The following is a 15,939-nucleotide window of genomic DNA, read 5'->3' as shown; positions in this document are numbered from 1 at the left end:
ACCCCCGCGTAGGCGGCCAGCGCGAACGAGCAGGCCAGCACGAGCAGGTGGAAGGGGCTGCCCAGCGGCAGCGGACGCCTCATCGCAGGTCTCCGAACGTCAGCCGGGCCACCCACTTGGTGTTCAGCACGCCGGGCGCGGCGGGGACGATCACGCGCGCCGGGTGGCCGTGGTCGGGGGACAGCTCCTCGCCGTTGACGTACAGCGCGAGCAGCGAGCGTGGGTCGGCCACCTGGTTGGCGCGCAGGGCCGCCTTCCGGAAGGCCCCGTGCCGCTGGAGGGACTCGACGAACACGTCCGGCGGATCGCCGCCGTACCCGGCCAGTTCCGCCAGGTCACGCAGCCGCACGCCGCGCCACCACTGGTCCGAGGTGGACCAGCCCTCCACGCAGGCGATGGGCAGGGCGGCGCTGTGCAGGGGGAGCCGCAGCAGGTCGGCCCGGCCCAGGCGGACGGTCCCGGCCCGGCCCGTGACGACGAGCCGCCACGCGTCCTCGTGCGTGTCCGCCGTCCGGATCCCGGCGTAGGCCGCCGTCTTGTTGATCTGGAAGCCGTTCGGGCCGGTGCCGGGGTCGGCGCCGCCGTGCGGCGCGAGCAGGGCGGTGCGCCGCAGCCCGTCGAAGTCCTGTCCCACGGTCGTGGCGAACAGCAGCAGCGAGCCGCCGCCGGCGAATTGGAGGGCGCCGCGCCGGGAGACGGTCGGCGGATCCGGCAGCGGGGAGGCCAACTCGCCGTCCTGCTCCCCCCGTCGGCGCAGCGCGCGGACGGCCGCCGGCGTCTTGAGGACGGTGTGGGCAAGGAAGGCGGCGAAGAACACCCACGCGCCGTAGAAGTGCAGCGGGTAGAAGGAGCCGGGGAAGACGTAGTCGAGCTGGACGTTGAGCACACCGGTCACGAACTCGAACAGCGCGCCGCCGACGAGGAGCAGCAGGGAGATCCGCTCCAGCGCGTGGGTGAGCGAGCGGGCCGGCGGCAGTGTGAACAGCCGGGGCACCACCGACCACAGCTTGGCGAGCAGGATCGGGATCAGGGTGATGCCGAGGGTGACGTGGACGCCCTGGTCGAGGCGGTACAGCCAGTGCGGATCGGTCGGCCAGGAGAAGAGGTAGAAGCCCAGGACGCCCTTGCCCGGTGTCTGGTCGTTCACGGGCGACAGGTCGGGGTTGTAGGCGGCGTACGACGCCAGGCCCGTCACGAACAGCACGGTGATGCCGACGAGGAGGACGACGCCGAGCACCGAGGTGAGCCGGGTGCCGCGCAGCGGGCTGCGCCAGAAGGCGGGTGAGCTGGGTGAGAGAGGGAGCCGCATGCCCCGACGGTAGGCCCGCGGGCCCGCGGTGCGGGGCGTGCCGCTGATGACGAAACGCTGACGTCAGGACCGGACGGCGGTACGGAACCGGCCGCGCGGCCTAGCGTTCCGGTGTGATCCGCTTCCGCCCTCGTGGCCGCCCCGCCGACCTGTTCGCGGACCTGGCCGCCGCCCTGGCCGCCGTTCTGCTCGTGCTGACGGCCGTGCTGGTCGGCCGCCGTGTCCAGGACGCCCACCACTCCCTCTTCGTCCACTGGCCGCCGCTGTTCGCCGACTGGGATCCGCATACGGGGCCGGGGACGCCGGCCGCCGTGCTGGTGGCGCTCGCCGCGGTGCTGTACGGACCGGCGGTGGCCCTGCGGCTGCCCTGGCGCGGGCTGCTGGCCGCGTCCTGGGCCGCGGCCCTGGCCTGGACGTGGTCGCTGGCCCTGGTCGACGGGTGGCAGCGGGGGGTGGCCGGGCGGCTCACCACCCGCAACGAGTACCTGACGGTCATCGGCCGCTTCCACGACATCCCGGCCGCCCTGCGGGACTTCACCCAGCACATCGTCGCGGGGCCGCCCGGCGCCTGGCCGGCCCACATCGCCGGGCATCCCCCGGCCGCCACGCTCACCTTCGTCCTGCTCGACCGGGCCGGCCTGCGGGGCGGCGGCTGGGCGGGCGCCTGGTGCGTCACCGTGGGTGCGACGGCCTGCGTGGCCGCTCTGGTGGCGATCCGGGCGCTGGCCGACGAGCGGCTGGCCCGGCGGGCGGCGCCCTTCCTGGTGCTGGCCCCGGCCGCCGTCTGGGTGGGCGCCTCCGCCGACGGCTACTTCATGGCGGTCGCCGCGTGGTCCGTCGCCCTGCTGGCGCTCGCGGTCACCGGCCGGTCCGTGGGGTGGGCGGCCCTGTCGGGGCTGCTGTTCGGCCTGACCTGCTATCTGTCGTACGGCCTGACGCTGTTCGTGCTGATCGGGGCGGCGGTGCTGGTGCCGGGGCGGCACCGGGTCCGCGAACGCCCGGCGGTCCTGGTGCTGCCGGTCGCCGGGGCGGCCGTCGTCCCCGTGCTGTTCACGCTCGCCGGGTTCGACTGGTGGGAGGCGTACCGGTTGCTGGTCACCCGCTACCACCAGGGCGTCGGCGGCACCAGGCCGTACGCCTACTGGGTGTGGGCCAACCTGGCCTGCACGGTCCTGATCACCGGTGTGGCGACGGCGGCGGGCCTGCGCCGGACCGGTGCGCTGCTCGTCCGCAGCCGCCGCGACGTCCTGTCCCTCCCCGGCCGTCCCGGGGCCGGGGCCCGGCTCGCGCTCCTGGTGTCCGCCGCCCTGCTCGGCCTGCTGTGCGCGGACCTGTCCGGCATGAGCAAGGCGGAGACGGAACGCATCTGGCTGCCCTTCGCGCTGTGGCTCCTGCCCTCCGGCGCGTTCCTCACCCACCCCCGCGCCTGGCTCACGGCCCAGGCGGTCCTGGCCCTGCTCCTCAACCACCTGCTGCGCACCGGGTGGTGAGCCGCGCGTCCGACCCGCGCCCGCGCCGGCGCCGGCCGCCCGGGCCACGCTGCTGGGGGGTCCGACAAGCCGGCCGGGTACCGCGTGTACGGAGAACCGGTCGGGCATCCCTTCCGTCTCGTCACTCGCGCGGGTGTGACGCCCGGCGGATGACGGGGGTACGGCCCGCTGTCCCGTCGTCCGTCGGGAGGGGGCCGTACCCGCTTGTCACCGGCGGGTGCGCAGTTTTTCGAAGAGCCGCTGGGCCTGGGCGCGGCGGCGTGGGTCGGAAGCGGTGCGGCGTGCCTGTTCGATCGTGCGCCGGCCCTGCGGGCTGCGGGCGAACTGCTTGATCCGTTCGACGACTGAGGACACGACTCTCCTTCCGCCGGGGTACCGGGGTACCCCGCTGTCTTCAGGTCCTGTGCCGTTCCGCCTACCCGGTGACCGGCGATCCAGCCCCTCCGTCCTGACGCCTCCTCAGCAGGCGATGCCGCGGAGGAGGCGTTCAGCGGGGGCCGGTGGTCTCCTTGCCGGCCGCGGGCACGGGGCCGGTGTGCACGATCCGTGCCAGGTCGGTCATGAGGGAGGCCAGCCAGGACGCGGTCGCGTAGTACCGCCGGGGAGCGCCGGGGGGCTCGGCCCGGAAGGCCGCCAACGCCGCCGCGCCGGGAGAGACCACCGGTACGGATGCCGGGGTGTCGTCCCCCGGGTCCAGTGCCGCGGAGACCAGCAGCATCCGCCCCGCCACCCGCTCCCCCAGCGCGCCGGCCGACGTGGCCGCCGCCGGGTTCAGCGCGGTGAGCGGTGGCTCCAGCAGCCGGTCCGAGCCCCACAGGGTGTGATGGCCGGCCATCAGCGTGGCCTGCCAGTCCAGGTCGGGAAGGTCCGACCTGCGCCTGCTGAGCTGGAACGGCGTCGGCTCGCTCAGGAACTGCGCGTAGGCCGACTCCGCGAGGATGACGGCACGTTGCAGTGACCGGTGACCGGGCACGCCCGTCCGCACGGCCGCCGCCGTGCCGTCGGGTCCGGCCACCGAGGCGCTGGTCGCCACCACGATCTCCGCCGCCCTGCGCAGCAGTTCGGCCGCCGCGTACCGCAGCTCGTCGTGGGCGCCGCGGGGCCAGGCCAGCACGCCGAAGACGGCACCGATGGCGCTGCCGACCAGCACGTCCAGCAGCCGGACCTCCGCCAGCCGCCACGTCGGCGGCGCCAGCTGGGCGAAGACCAGGGCCACGAGGACGGTGAACAGGGCCTGCGCCCACCCGACCCCCTTGACCGGGCCGACCGTGAAGCCGAACAGCATCCACACCGGCAGCACGGCGGCGTAGACGGCGGTGTCGGAGCCCACCGCCAGCAGTATCCCCGCGGTCAGCAGGGCCCCGGCCAGGGTGCCCGCCAGCGCCAGGCGGACGGTGCTCCAGGTCTGGTTCACGGTGGTACGGGTGATGGTGAGCGTCGCCAGCATGGCCCAGAATCCGTGCGGCAGTGTGTCCAGCCCGGCCACGAGCCGGACCGCCGTCAGCGCCAGGGCGATACGCACCGCGTTCTGGAAGAACACCGACCGGCGTCCGGCGTGGCCGCGCAGCCGGTGCCACCACAGCGCCGGGGTCCGCCGGGAGGCGTACCAGAAACGCCCGAGCGGCACCTCCACCGCGGCGTGCCGGCCGCGCACCGCGAGGTCGGCCGCCGTGCCCATCGCCAGCGCCGCGTCGGCGATCTCCAGCAGGGCGGCGTGCCGGCGCAGTACGGCGGGCGGGAAGGCGGGCGCGGCCCCGTCGGGCGGGTCGAAGACACCGGCCGTGCCGGGAGGAGGGCCCGCGGACAGGGCGGACAGACGGGCGCGTGCGGTGATCAACTGCTTCACCTGTGCCGTGGGCGGCGGACCCGACCGCAGGCAGCCCGCGGTCGCCGTGGCCAGCCGGGCCACCGCGCGCAGTACGGCGGCCATGTCCGGGCCCGGGTCCCGGCCGGGTGCGGACGGCAGCTGGGCCAGCCTGCTGAGCAGCGCTCGGGTGGCCAGACCGGTGTGGGTGAGTGCGCGGTCCCGCACGCCCGGGCCCGCCGGACGCTCCGCCTCCGGCACGGTGACGGCCCGCAGGGCCTGCCCGGCCCGCTGGGCGGCCTCGATGTCCGTACCGGTCAGGGCGTAGGGGGGCGCGGCGAGCAGTGTCGCGCAGCGCCGGGCGGCCAGGGCGCCCCGGGCCGCCAGTTCCCGGTACGTCGTCGGGCCGGGTCCGGTGCACAGGAGCGCGTCGGCGGCGGCCAGGACGACCACGCCGGTGGTCGTTCCGGTCAGCCGGTCGCCGAGCGAAGCGAGATCGTACGGCGGGAAGGACGGCAGGATGTAGAGGAGCTGGAGTCCCGGCGCGGCGCCCGCCGGACGCGGGCCGCCCACGGCGGCGAAGGCCAGCGCGAAGCCGACCACGAGCATGCCGGCCACCGCGCTCCACGTCCGCACCGACAGGCAGGTGCCGGTGGTCACGAGCACCCAGCACACCGGGAGCAGGCGCAGGACCGTCACGGAGCGACCGCGTCCGGTGCCGGGGATCCTGGACAGTCCGCCCAGTGCCACGGCGGCGAACAGCGCGTAGGTGGCCGCCACGGGGCGGCCCAGGCCGTAGCGGAAGAGGTAGAAGCCGGCCGCGGCAGCCAGCGTCACGGTCAGCGCATGGCGGGCGGAGACGGCGTAGGCCGCCGGCAGACGACCGACCAGGGCACCCCACACCGTTACAGGATCACCCACGCCCCCGGACCCGGCACCTCGCGCGAGCCGCCGCATCGCGCCCCGCCCCTCACGAGGTGCGGGAGGCCCACGGGTCTGACAGCGTCGGACGGGGGCACCTGTGCTGACGCAGGAACTTCACCCCCATCGACACAGAGGTGAGCAATGACCACTCGGCCCAACGACCTGACCCCCAAGTACACCGTTCCGGGCATCGAGCGGGAGGCGGCCGGCCGGCTGATCGGTCTGCTGCGGCTGCGCCTGCACGCGCTCAACGACCTTCACCTGACGCTGAAGCACGTGCACTGGAACGTGGTCGGGCCGCACTTCATCGCCGTGCACGAGATGATCGACCCGCAGGTCGACCAGGTGCGCGAGATGGCCGACGACGTCGCGGAGCGCATCGCCGCGCTGGGCGGGATCGCCCAGGGCACACCGGGCGCGCTGGTCAAGGAGCGCACCTGGGACGACTATTCCATCGGGCGGGCCGACGCCATCGCGCACCTCGGCGCGCTCGACGTCGTCTACACCGGCGTGATCGAGGGTGTCCGGGCCGCGGTCAAGGAGGCGGGCGAGATCGACCCCGCCACCGAGGACCTCCTGATCGGCCAGCTGCGCGACCTGGAGCAGTTCCAGTGGTTCGTGCGGGCGCACCTGGAGAGCTCGCGCGGCACCCTCGCCACCGGCGACGCGCACTCCGAGGAGGAGGCGGCGGCCAAGGGGGCCGAGCTCAGCTGAACCCGCCGGGGCGGCGAGCCCGCTCCACCGGCACCGGCGCGCCGCCGTCCCCGAGGACGGCGGCGCGCGGCCGGTTCCGGCGCGTCCGCACACCCGGCCCGACGAGCCCGCCGGCTGACGAGCGCGCCGGGGAACGGGCTCCGGCCCTGCGCGAACTCCGGTCCTGCGCGGGCCCCGGTCCTGCCGGGCCCCGGTCCCGTGCGGCCCGGACGAAGCGGAACCGGCCGGTCAGCCCGGCTGACCCCGCTACGCCCGCTGCTCCAGCCGGATGCTCGGCCCGGTCATCCGGTCAGATGGCGTTCGAGCCAGTCGGCGGCGGAGCGGCGGAAGAGCCGCCGGTTGTCGGCGCGCAGGAAGTCGTGTCCCTCGTCGCGCAGCGTGAGCAGCTCGGCGGTGAGACCGCGTTCACGTGCGGCCCGTACGAACTGGTCCGACTCCCCCGGCGGCACGTTGGTGTCGTGTTCCCCGTGCACGGCGAGCACCGGCGCGCGCAGCGCGTCGATACGGCTCATCGGTGACAGGGCGTGCAGCAGCTCGCGGTCGTGTTCGGGATGGCCGTACTTGTGGGCCGCCGACTGGGCGATCCAGGGTTCCGTGCCTTCGAAGAACGTCGCGAAGTCCGACATGCCGCACACCGCCACCCCGGTACGGAAGAGGTCCGGGTGCCAGACCAGCGACGCGAACGTGAGGTAGCCGCCGTACGAGCGGCCCATGACGGCCAGCCGGGAGGGATCGGCCGGGCCGGCCAGTACCGCGTGGGCGGCGCAGTCGGCCACGTCGTCCAGCGCGGCGAACCGGCCCCTGCCCAGGTCGGCGTCGACGAACGACCGGCCGTACCCGGAGGACCCGCGCACGTCGGGCGCGAAGATGTCCAGTCCCCGCCCCAGGATCTCGTGGTAGAGCGGGTTGAGGACGGGGCGTTCCTGTTCCTCCGGGCCGCCGTGGAGATGGATCACGCAGGGTGCCGGTTCCGCCGAGCCACGCCCCGGCGCACGGTAGTACCAGCCGTTCAGCGGCAGTCCGTCCCGCGCGGTCAGCCGCAGCTGGACCGGCCGTACGGGCGGGCGGCCCGGGGGGACGGCGTCCTCGTCCCGGGACGACCAGGGGGTGCGGACCAGGGCCACGCCCTCCGGGAGCCACCACACGCCGGGCCGGCGCTGGGACCCGGACAGGGCCAGCACCAGCCGCCGCGTGCCGGCGCCCACGACCCGGGTGACCACTTCGTGGGGCAGCGGCACGGACCGGGGCGGGCCAGTGGCGGCCCCGGCGGTACCGGAGGGGTAGAGGTCGAGGATCTCCACGTCGCTCGCGCCCCGGACGTTCCAGGCCAGCACGGCGGTGGCGCCGTCATGGGCGATCTGGAGCAGTTCCAGGTCGGTGTCCTCGCGCGCGGCGGCGACGGACCAGCCACGGGGCTCACCTCGCGGACCGAGGTCGGCGGCGAGCAGCACCGCGAACTCCCGGTGGGCGTTGCTGCGCAGCCAGAGGGTGTCGGCGCGGGGCGAGAACCTGCCGATCCACGGGTCGCCGTCGGCCACCGGCACCACGCAGGTCGTCGCGAGGTCGGTGGTGCGCAGCACGACCGCCTCGCGCCGTCCGCGGGGTCCCCGGCGCAGCAGCGCCAGGGCGCCGTCGCGGCTGAGGTCGCACACGCGGAGCGTCGCCGCGTCCTTCTCGCCGGCGAGCAGGACAGGGGCGGTCACGCCGTCGGGGTCGATCAGATAGGCCGACAGCCCGTCGCCGAAGCCCGCCGCGGGAGCGGCGTGCCGGTCGTACGGCGCCCCGGCGGCCATGGCGGCGCCGGTCAGGCCGGGCAGCAGCAGTCCGCGTACCGTCCCGGCATGGGGCGGCGCGCCGAGGAGCACGGCATCGCCGTCCCGGCCCGGCCAGCCGGCCGGCGAGTGGCCGGCCGGCGGTCCGAAGCCGGTCGCTGCGGACTCCGCCGCGGTGTCCTGGGGCGCGGGCGGGCCGGTGGGGACGGCGACGGTGACCGCGACGGCCGATCCGTCGTGCGCCCAGCAGCCCAGGTAGGCGGAGCTGCCCGGCTCGGCTCCGGCCAGGATGTGGCGGTCGGTGCCGTCCGGGCGTACGCACAGCACCCGTGAGTGCTCACCGCCGCCGGGGGCCGTGGTGTAGGCGATCCAGCGGCCGTCGGGCGACCAGGACACCTCACGGACGGGGTCCGGATCGGAGTCCAGCAGCCGCACGTCGTCGCCGTCGACGGACCCGGCCCACAGCTGGGGCACGCCGCCGCGGTCGCAGATGAAGGCCACCTGGGTGCCGGCGGGGTCGGCCGAAGGGTACCAGCAGCCGTGCGCGACGAGCCGGGTCGTGGCGTCGCGCGGTCCGGAGGCGTCCGGCAGCGGGACACGGGCGGGGGCGGCGAAGGCGGCGGTAGGGCCGTCGGACGTACGGCCGTCGCGGGCACGGCCGTCGGGGGCCGGCGGAGCCGGGCTCGCGTCCCGTGCCCGGTGGGCGACGGTGGGCTGCCCGGCTGCGGCGGAGACCGTGCCGGCCGTAGGGTCCGCGGCGCGCCGCTCGGTCAGATTCCGTGCGTCTGAAGCCATATCTCCAGCAAAGCCACTTGCCACAGCGCGTTCGCTCCGCGCTTGGTGCGGTGTCGGTCGGGGGCCGCCAGGAGTCCGGCGAGGTAGTCGTCCTTGAAGAGGCCGCGCCGCTTGGCCTCGGGGGCGTTGAGCGCCTCGCGGACCCGCTCCAGGACGGGCCCGGCCATGTGGGTGATCGCCGGGACCGGGAAGTAGCCCTTGGGCCGGTCGACCACCTCGTGGGGCAGCAGCTTGCGGCCGGCCTCCTTCAGGACGCCCTTGCCGCCGTCGGCCAGCTTCAGCTCCGGCGGGCAGGCGGCGGCCAGCTCCACCAGTTCGTGGTCCAGGAAGGGCACGCGGGCCTCCAGGCCCCAGTCCATGGTCATGTTGTCGACCCGCTTGACCGGGTCGTCCACGAGCATGACATGCGTGTCGAGGCGCAGCGCGGCGTCGAGCGCGGTCTCGGCGCCCGGCGCGGCCATGTGCTCGTGCACGAACCGGCCGGAGACGTCCTCCCGGGGCAGCATGTGCGGCTGGAGCATCGCGGCGAGGTCGGCGTGCGTGCGGTCGAAGTACGTCTCGGCGTACCTGTCCGGTTCCTGTTCGCGGGCCACGGAGGCCAGGTCCGGGTACCAGTGGTAGCCGGCGAAGACCTCGTCCGCGCCCTGCCCGCTCTGGACGACCTTCACCTCCTTGGCGACCTGCTCGGAGAGCAGGTGGAAGGCGACCACGTCGTGGCTCATCATCGGCTCGCTCATCGCGGCGATGGCCCCGTCCAGGGCTGTCGACACGCGCTCCGAGGGGACCACCAGCTGGTGGTGGTCGGTGGCGAACTCGCGGGCGATGAGGTCGGAGTACGCGAACTCGTCCCCCTCGTCGCCGCCCTCCGACTCGAAGCCCACGCTGAACGTGGCCAGGTCGCGCTGTCCCTCGTCGGCCAGCAGGGCCACGATCAGGCTGGAGTCCAGGCCGCCGGAGAGCAGGACGCCGACGGGTACGTCCGCGACCATCCGCCGGCGTACGGCGGTGCGCAGGGCGTCGAGGACGGCGTCCCGCCACTCGCTCGCGCTCATGCCCGCGTGCTCGGGGCGGCGCGTGTACGACGGCTGCCAGTAGCGGTGGTCGCGGTGGGTGCCGTCCGGCTCGACGACCCGCACGGTGGCCGGGGGCAGCTTGCGCACCCCGTTCAGTATGGTGCGGGGCGCGGCCACGGTGGCGTGCCAGCTGAGGTACTGGTGGACGGCGGCCGGGTCCAGCGAGGTGTCGATGTCGCCGCCCGCGAGGAGCGCCGGGAGCGACGAGGCGAAGCGCAGCCGTCCGGCGGTCTGCGCCAGGTACAGGGGCTTGATGCCGAGCCGGTCACGTCCCAGGATCAGGCGGCCGGTGCGGTGCTCGACGAGGGCGAAGGCGAACATGCCGTGGAAGCGGTCGACGCAGGCGGTGCCCCACTGCTGGTACGCCTTCAGGGTGACCTCGGTGTCGGAGGTCGACCGGAACCGGTGGCCGAGGTCCATGAGCTGCGTGCGCAGCTCCTCGTAGTTGTAGATGCAGCCGTTGAAGACGCCGGTGATCTCCTGCTGGGCGTCGGTCATCGGCTGGGCCCCGAGATCCGACAGGTCGATGATCTTCAGCCGCCGGTGTCCCAGCGCCACGGCGCCCCGTGACCAGATCCCGTGGCCGTCGGGACCGCGGGCGGCGAGCCGGTCGCTCATGCGCTGTACGGCCGCTACGTCGGGCCGTCCGCCGTCGAAGCGCATCTCTCCGCTCAGACCGCACATCAGGCGCCACCTCCCTGGTGCGCGTCCGGGTCACGCGGTGGTGGGGTGTGCGCGGACCCGCCCGTCGGTATCTGGTCGGGGCTGGTTGACATGGTGGTGCATCTCCTTCGGGAACGGGGGTGCGTACGGTGCGGCCGGCTGTGGCGACGGCGGGCTGCGTCCGTGTCAGCCGCCGGCGAGCGGCGCGGGGTGGGGACCGGGAACGTCGTCCTCGGCGGGCAGGCCGATGCGGGTAACGGGCCGGGCCGGGCCGGTGGCGGGGCGGCGGCGCAGGCCGGCGGCGCCGCGGGTCTCGGCGATCGCCAGGTCGGTGCAGGCCAGCAGGTCCTGGTCCGCGGCCGTGCGGCGCAGGCGGTGCGCGGCGCTGCCGTCCGCGAGCGCCCGTTCCGCGAGTTCCCGGACCGTCTGCCGGTCGCCCGCGGTCTCGAGGGCCGGGCGGACCCGGCGCAGCAGGCTGCGGACGACCTCGGCCGCGGGCGCCTCCTGCCGGGTGCCGGGGTCGACGAGGACGCCTTCGAGGCCGGAGCGCGCGGCCCGCCATGCGGCGGCGCGCAGCCACTCGTGGCGGCCCTGGCAGGGCGGGACACCGGTCCGCTCCAGCCGCTCACGGGCCTCGGTCACAAGCGCCCGGAACAGGCCGGCGATCAGCACGACCGTCTCGGCGCGCGGGCAGGCGTCGCAGATGCGCAGCTCGATGGTCTGCTGGTGCGCGGAGGGCCGGATGTCGTGGTAGATCATCTTCGCGTCGCTGATGACGCCGGAGCCGATGAGGTCCTGCACGGCCGTGTCGTACTCGGCGGCGTTCGCGTAGCAGCCGGCCGGTCCCGCGGTGGGCCAGCGCTGCCACAGCATCGTCCGCCAGCTGGCGTAGCCGGTGTCGGCGCCCAGCCAGAAGGGGGAGCTGGCGGACAGTGCCAGCAGGACGTGCAGCCACGGCGCGACCTCGCACATGAGGCGTACGGTCAGGTCGCGGTCGTCGGGGGCGTCGACGTGGACGTGGGCTCCGCAGATCAGCTGTTCGTCGGCGACCATCCGGTACTCGTCGACCATGTGGCGGTAGCGGTAGCCGGCGGTGGGGTGGATGTCCGCGGTGCGGGCCAGCGGCACGGTGCCCGCGGCCACGACGGCCAGTCCATGGGCGGTCGCGGCGGTGTCGAGCCGGCGCCGGGTGCTGATGACATCGCCGTACAGGTCGTCCAGGGAGGTGTGCACGCCGCTGTTCGACTCCACGGTCGCCTGCTGCAACTCGGTCGTGAAGATCTGTCCGGGAAGGTCTTCCAGCACCGTGTCGGCCCGTGGCACGAGCAGGCCCGTCTCCACCTCGACGATGTGGAACTCCTCTTCCACTCCGATGCGAACGGTCACGGTACTCCTTGAGGTGACGGGCGGGCGCTTGGCCGCCTCGCCCCGAAACCGACCCCGCCTGGCCGACTGTGCGGGCGGCGGGCTGTGCACCTCCGACTTCCCAGCTGGCTCAGCAATAAGCAACCGAATGCTCCGCGGAGACGGCTGCGACGCAGATGAGCGGCCCGGTCGCGGTGATGAGCGGCGGGCCCCGGGCCGGTGGGGGCAGCGGTCCCGGGCCGGTGGGGGCAGCGGCCCCGGGCCGGTGGAGAGCAGCGGTCCCGGGCCGCCGGCCGCCTGCGCGTGCGGGACGCGGCGCCCGCCCGCAAGGTGGTACTGCGAGAGAACGGACCCATCACGGCGGGAGTACGACCATGGCCAAGGCGAAGGACCCCTCCGGGAAGAACGAGCCGTCCAAGGGCGACAAGGTCGCCTGGCGCAGTCACGGCAGTGAGACCTCGGGCACCGTGGAGAAGAAGATCACGGAGCGGACCGAGGCGGCCGGCCGCACCGTGGACGCCTCACCGGACGACCCGCAGTACGAGGTGCGCAGCGACAAGTCCGGCCGTACGGCCGTGCACAAGCCGTCGGCGCTCAAGAAGAAGAAGTAGCTCCGGTATGGCGGGCGAGGACGAGCACCGCGAGACCCGGGACTCCTTCCGCGAGCTGGTGAACATGTCACCCTCCGCGCTGGAGAAGTGGCTGGCGACCGAGGACTCCCAGGCGGCCGGGCAGCACACGGACGGGGGCGAGTCCACCGGGCACGCCTCCGGCCGCGCCATCGTGGACATCCTCCGCAAGAAGAAGAACGAGCTCTCGGACGCGGACTACGCGCACATGCGCAAGGTGACCGGCTACATCCGCCGTCACCTCGCACAGCGCCCCTCCGGTGACGTGCGGGACACGCGCTGGCGCCACTCGCTGATGAACTGGGGCCACGATCCCCTCGACGACGGCTGAGACCGGCCGGCCGTGGCCGTGTACGGGCGGGCCGGAGCCAGCGGCGCCGGCGCCGGGGGCACGCGGTACGCGGCCGGGCCTGAGCCGTACCGTCCGGCGGGTGCCTACAGTGGAATGAGGCCGCCACCCCGACATCCCGAGCGGAGCGCACATGAACCACCCCTCCGCGCCGGACGACGGCTCTGACACCCTGTTCGGTCTCGACGCGCTGGACGCCCCGGCGACGCCGGGCGGGGCCGCTACCGCCGGGTACGGCGGTGCGGCTCCCGGTGCCGGGCCGCAGGACGGCCCCCTGTTCCGCGACTCCCCCGCGGCCCGCCGCCTCCTGCCCGTGCGGGCCGTCTACGCGGAGCCGGCCGCCGCCGCCTCCCCGCGCGGCCGTCAGATCCTCGCCCGCTTCCCGGCCGCAGAAGTGATCGAGGTGCCGTCCCACTGGCGGATCCCGGGCCTGCACGGCAACGAGGGCAACGTCGAGCGCTGGGTGCGGGTGAAGGGCGAGACGCTGGTCCTGGGCGAGAGGAAGACGCTGACCACGCGGCCCAACGGCCGGTCGGCCGACTGGATCGCCCCCGGCCCCTCCAACGGGTGCGCGCTGGCCTGCGCGTACTGCTACGTGCCGCGCCGCAAGGGGTACGCCAACCCCATCACCGTCTTCACCAACATCGACGGCATCATCACCCACCTGGCCCGGCACATCGCTCGCCAGGGCCGCAAACCGGAACCCAACCAGTGCGACGAGTCGGCGTGGGTCTACGACATCGGGGAGAACGGCGACTGTTCGGTGGACGCCCTGATCTGCGACAACACCGCGGATCTCGTGCGGTCCTTCCGGCAGTGGCCCACGGCCAAGGCGTCGTTCGCCACCAAGTTCGTCAACCCCGACCTGCTGGCGCTGGACCCGCGGGGCCGGACCCGGATCCGTTTCTCGCTGATGCCCGCGGCGGACTCGCGGCTGCTGGACCTGCGGACCTCACCGGTGGCGGACCGGATCGCCGCCGCGGCGGACTTCCTGGACGCGGGCTACGAGGTCCACTTCAACCTCTCCCCGGTGGTCCTGCGCCCCGGCTGGCAGGAGGCCTGGACCGAGGTGCTCCAGCAGCTGGACGACGTCCTGCCGGACCGGGTGAAGCGGCAGGCGGCCGCGGAAGTGATCATGCTGACGCACAACCGGGACCTGCACGAGGTCAACCTCGGCTGGCATCCCCGCGCCGAGGAACTGCTCTGGCAGCCCGCCCTGCAACAGGGCAAACGCTCCGAGAACGGTGCGTCGAACGTCCGCTACACCAACCGCGTCAAAGCGGAGGCCGTGCATACCCTGCGCGCACTGGTGGCCGCCCACGCGCCCTGGCTCCGCATCCGGTACGCCTTCTGATCACCGCAATGGCGGCGGCCGATGGCGGCCCGCACATCACCGGCGGCATCGTGGGTACCCCCGCAGAGGAGGTTTCCGATGTTCGAGGCATCCGATATCCGTGAATGGCGCGGCCACGACGTGGTCGACCCGGGCGGCCACAAGATCGGCACACTGGAGTCCGTCTACGTGGACACCGGCACCGACCAGCCCTTCTTCGCCACCGTGACCGTGGGCCTGCCCACCCGGCGCCGGCTGGCGTTCGTCCCCCTCACCGGTGCGACGGTCGGCCCGGGATACCTGAAGGTCGCCCACAGCAAGGACACCGTCAGGAAGGCCCCGTCGATCGACACCGACGGTGAACTGTCCGCCACCGAGGAACCGGCTGTCTTCGCCCACTACGAACTGCCCTACGCACCGGGCGCCGGCGGCGAGCGGCGCCTGGGCCGCCGCTGACGCACCGAGCCGCCGGGAGACCCGATGACTGTGTTCCTGTTCCTGATCCTCGTGGCCGTCGTGCTGGGCATCATCGGAGTCGCGGCGCACGGCCTGTTCTATCTCCTGATCATCGGCGCCGTCGTGCTCGTCGTCGATCTCGTCTATGCCGCGATCCGTTTCCGCCGGGGCGGCAGGAAGCACCGCATCCCCCGCTGAGGCGGGCCGGGCCGGCGCGGGGTCAGTCCGTGCGGGAGCGCGGCGGCGGCATCATGGCCCACCGGATGGTCCGGGTCAGCGCGTGGCCGGTGGGGCGTACGGCGATGTCCTCCACGACGGGCAGCCTGGGCAGCCACAGCATGTTCCGGGCCCATGGCGGGAGCAGCGCGACGCCGTTCGCGGCCAGTCCCGCGTAGAACGGCCGGGCCGCCAGGGGCAGCGGGGGCCGCAGCAGCAGGAAGCGGGCGGCGGCGCGGGCCTCGGAGGCGGCCCGCAGTTCGGGCCGGTAGGCGGCGAGGCGCTCGGACAGGGCACGGCGGTCACGGGGCGGGTCGGTCACGCCCAGTGCCTCGGCGACGCGGGCGGTGTCGGCGACGTAGGCGTCGTATCCGGCGGCGTCGAGCGGGTGCGCCCCGTAGCGTGCGTGGGCGCGCAGGAAGCTGTACGTCTCGGCCGCGTGCACCCAGCCGAGCAGGTGCGGGTCGGCGGCGTGATAGGCGAGGCCGTCGGACGTCGTGCCGCGGATCCGTTCGTGGATGGCGCGGACATGGTCGACCGCGTCCTGGGCGTCCCCGGCGGTGCCGTACGTCGTCACGGCCAGGAAGGTGCTCGTACGTTGCAGCCGGCCCCAGGGGTCGCCGCGGTAACCGGAGTGGGCGGCGACGGCCGCCATGGCGCGCGGGTGCAGCGACTGGAGCAGCAGGGCGCTGATCCCGCCGATGAACATCGAGGCGTCGCCGTGCACGGTCCGGATCGGACGGTCGGGGCCGAACCAGCGCGGGCCCGGCGTCTGGTGGATCCGGGCGCGGGAGACCGACCCGTCGGGACCCGCGACCCGATGGAACAGGGCCCGGCCCAGCTGCGCACGCGCGTCCGCCAGCATCCGCCACCTCCCGTGTCCTCTTCAGTGTCCGGCACGACAGCGCACAACCGTGCCGGTCGGTCGCCGGGTACGAGTTCCCCGTCATGGGCGGACCGGGAGCCCGCCGGTGCCGTCGCCGGCTCGTCGGTCTCTTCCGCGGGACGCCGGCAAGACCGAGGGGCGCCGGGAATGCGGGCAGCGCG

General features: G+C 74.3%; 14 protein-coding genes. 7 read left to right on the top strand and 7 right to left on the bottom strand.

What is annotated here, in order from left to right; translation table 11 throughout:
- Positions 1–79: 79 nt before the first annotated feature.
- Positions 80–1,309, bottom strand: a complete 1,230-nt coding sequence (locus ABZ117_RS27200; RefSeq protein ID WP_356824430.1) for a molybdopterin-dependent oxidoreductase — start codon at positions 1,307–1,309, stop codon at positions 80–82.
- A 113-nt stretch (positions 1,310–1,422) separates the two neighbouring features.
- On the opposite strand from ABZ117_RS27200, the gene ABZ117_RS27195 reads away from it, so the two are divergent.
- Positions 1,423–2,799 (top strand): hypothetical protein, encoded by a 1,377-nt coding sequence (locus ABZ117_RS27195; protein WP_356824429.1) that lies wholly within the window; start codon positions 1,423–1,425, stop codon positions 2,797–2,799.
- 207 nt (positions 2,800–3,006) lie between these two features.
- Here ABZ117_RS27195 and ABZ117_RS27190 read toward each other — a convergent pair whose 3' ends face one another.
- Positions 3,007–3,153, bottom strand: a complete 147-nt coding sequence (locus tag ABZ117_RS27190; RefSeq protein ID WP_356824428.1) for a hypothetical protein — start codon at positions 3,151–3,153, stop codon at positions 3,007–3,009.
- A 133-nt stretch (positions 3,154–3,286) separates the two neighbouring features.
- Complete coding sequence (locus ABZ117_RS27185) at positions 3,287–5,524, bottom strand: FUSC family protein (protein ID WP_356824427.1); 2,238 nt, start codon at positions 5,522–5,524, stop codon at positions 3,287–3,289.
- Between the two features lie 144 nt (positions 5,525–5,668).
- Here ABZ117_RS27185 and ABZ117_RS27180 point away from each other — a divergent pair, with 144 nt between their 5' ends.
- Entirely contained in the window at positions 5,669–6,241 is a 573-nt protein-coding gene (locus ABZ117_RS27180) for a DNA starvation/stationary phase protection protein (RefSeq protein WP_356824426.1), read from the top strand.
- Between the two features lie 281 nt (positions 6,242–6,522).
- On the opposite strand, the gene ABZ117_RS27175 is transcribed toward ABZ117_RS27180, so the two are convergent.
- The 3 genes from ABZ117_RS27175 to ABZ117_RS27165 all read right to left on the bottom strand — a co-directional run bounded on the left by ABZ117_RS27175 (position 6,523) and on the right by ABZ117_RS27165 (position 11,930).
- Positions 6,523–8,808 (bottom strand): prolyl oligopeptidase family serine peptidase, encoded by a 2,286-nt coding sequence (locus ABZ117_RS27175; protein ID WP_356824425.1) that lies wholly within the window; start codon positions 8,806–8,808, stop codon positions 6,523–6,525.
- Positions 8,784–10,565 (bottom strand): N-acetylglutaminylglutamine amidotransferase, encoded by a 1,782-nt coding sequence (locus ABZ117_RS27170; protein WP_356824424.1) that lies wholly within the window; start codon positions 10,563–10,565, stop codon positions 8,784–8,786. Before ABZ117_RS27170 ends, ABZ117_RS27175 begins: the two co-directional genes overlap by 25 nt.
- A gap of 165 nt (positions 10,566–10,730) precedes the next feature.
- Complete coding sequence (locus ABZ117_RS27165) at positions 10,731–11,930, bottom strand: glutamate--cysteine ligase (protein WP_356824423.1); 1,200 nt, start codon at positions 11,928–11,930, stop codon at positions 10,731–10,733.
- Between the two features lie 353 nt (positions 11,931–12,283).
- Here ABZ117_RS27165 and ABZ117_RS27160 point away from each other — a divergent pair, with 353 nt between their 5' ends.
- The 5 genes from ABZ117_RS27160 to ABZ117_RS27140 all read left to right on the top strand — a co-directional run bounded on the left by ABZ117_RS27160 (position 12,284) and on the right by ABZ117_RS27140 (position 14,874).
- A complete protein-coding gene (locus ABZ117_RS27160) occupies positions 12,284–12,520 on the top strand; it encodes a DUF2945 domain-containing protein (RefSeq protein ID WP_356824422.1) in 237 nt (78 codons plus the stop codon).
- Between the two features lie 7 nt (positions 12,521–12,527).
- Positions 12,528–12,869: a DUF3140 domain-containing protein gene (locus tag ABZ117_RS27155; RefSeq protein WP_356824421.1), complete on the top strand. Its 342-nt coding sequence runs from the start codon at positions 12,528–12,530 to the stop codon at positions 12,867–12,869.
- Between the two features lie 151 nt (positions 12,870–13,020).
- Entirely contained in the window at positions 13,021–14,241 is a 1,221-nt protein-coding gene (locus tag ABZ117_RS27150) for a spore photoproduct lyase family protein (RefSeq protein ID WP_356824420.1), read from the top strand.
- 78 nt (positions 14,242–14,319) lie between these two features.
- The gene (locus ABZ117_RS27145; protein WP_356824419.1) at positions 14,320–14,676 is read left to right on the top strand and encodes a PRC-barrel domain-containing protein; all 357 of its coding nucleotides are present in this window, start codon (positions 14,320–14,322) and stop codon (positions 14,674–14,676) included.
- A 24-nt stretch (positions 14,677–14,700) separates the two neighbouring features.
- Complete coding sequence (locus ABZ117_RS27140; RefSeq protein WP_356824418.1) at positions 14,701–14,874, top strand: hypothetical protein; 174 nt, start codon at positions 14,701–14,703, stop codon at positions 14,872–14,874.
- Between the two features lie 22 nt (positions 14,875–14,896).
- On the opposite strand, the gene ABZ117_RS27135 is transcribed toward ABZ117_RS27140, so the two are convergent.
- Entirely contained in the window at positions 14,897–15,757 is an 861-nt protein-coding gene (locus ABZ117_RS27135; protein WP_356824417.1) for an oxygenase MpaB family protein, read from the bottom strand.
- Between the last annotated feature and the right edge of the window lie 182 nt (positions 15,758–15,939).

It is taken from the genome of Streptomyces sp. NPDC006309, assembly GCF_040613095.1.
Lineage (GTDB): Bacteria > Actinomycetota > Actinomycetes > Streptomycetales > Streptomycetaceae > Streptomyces.
Note: the sequence above shows the minus strand (reverse complement) of the source record. Positions and strands in the feature narration are given on the sequence as shown.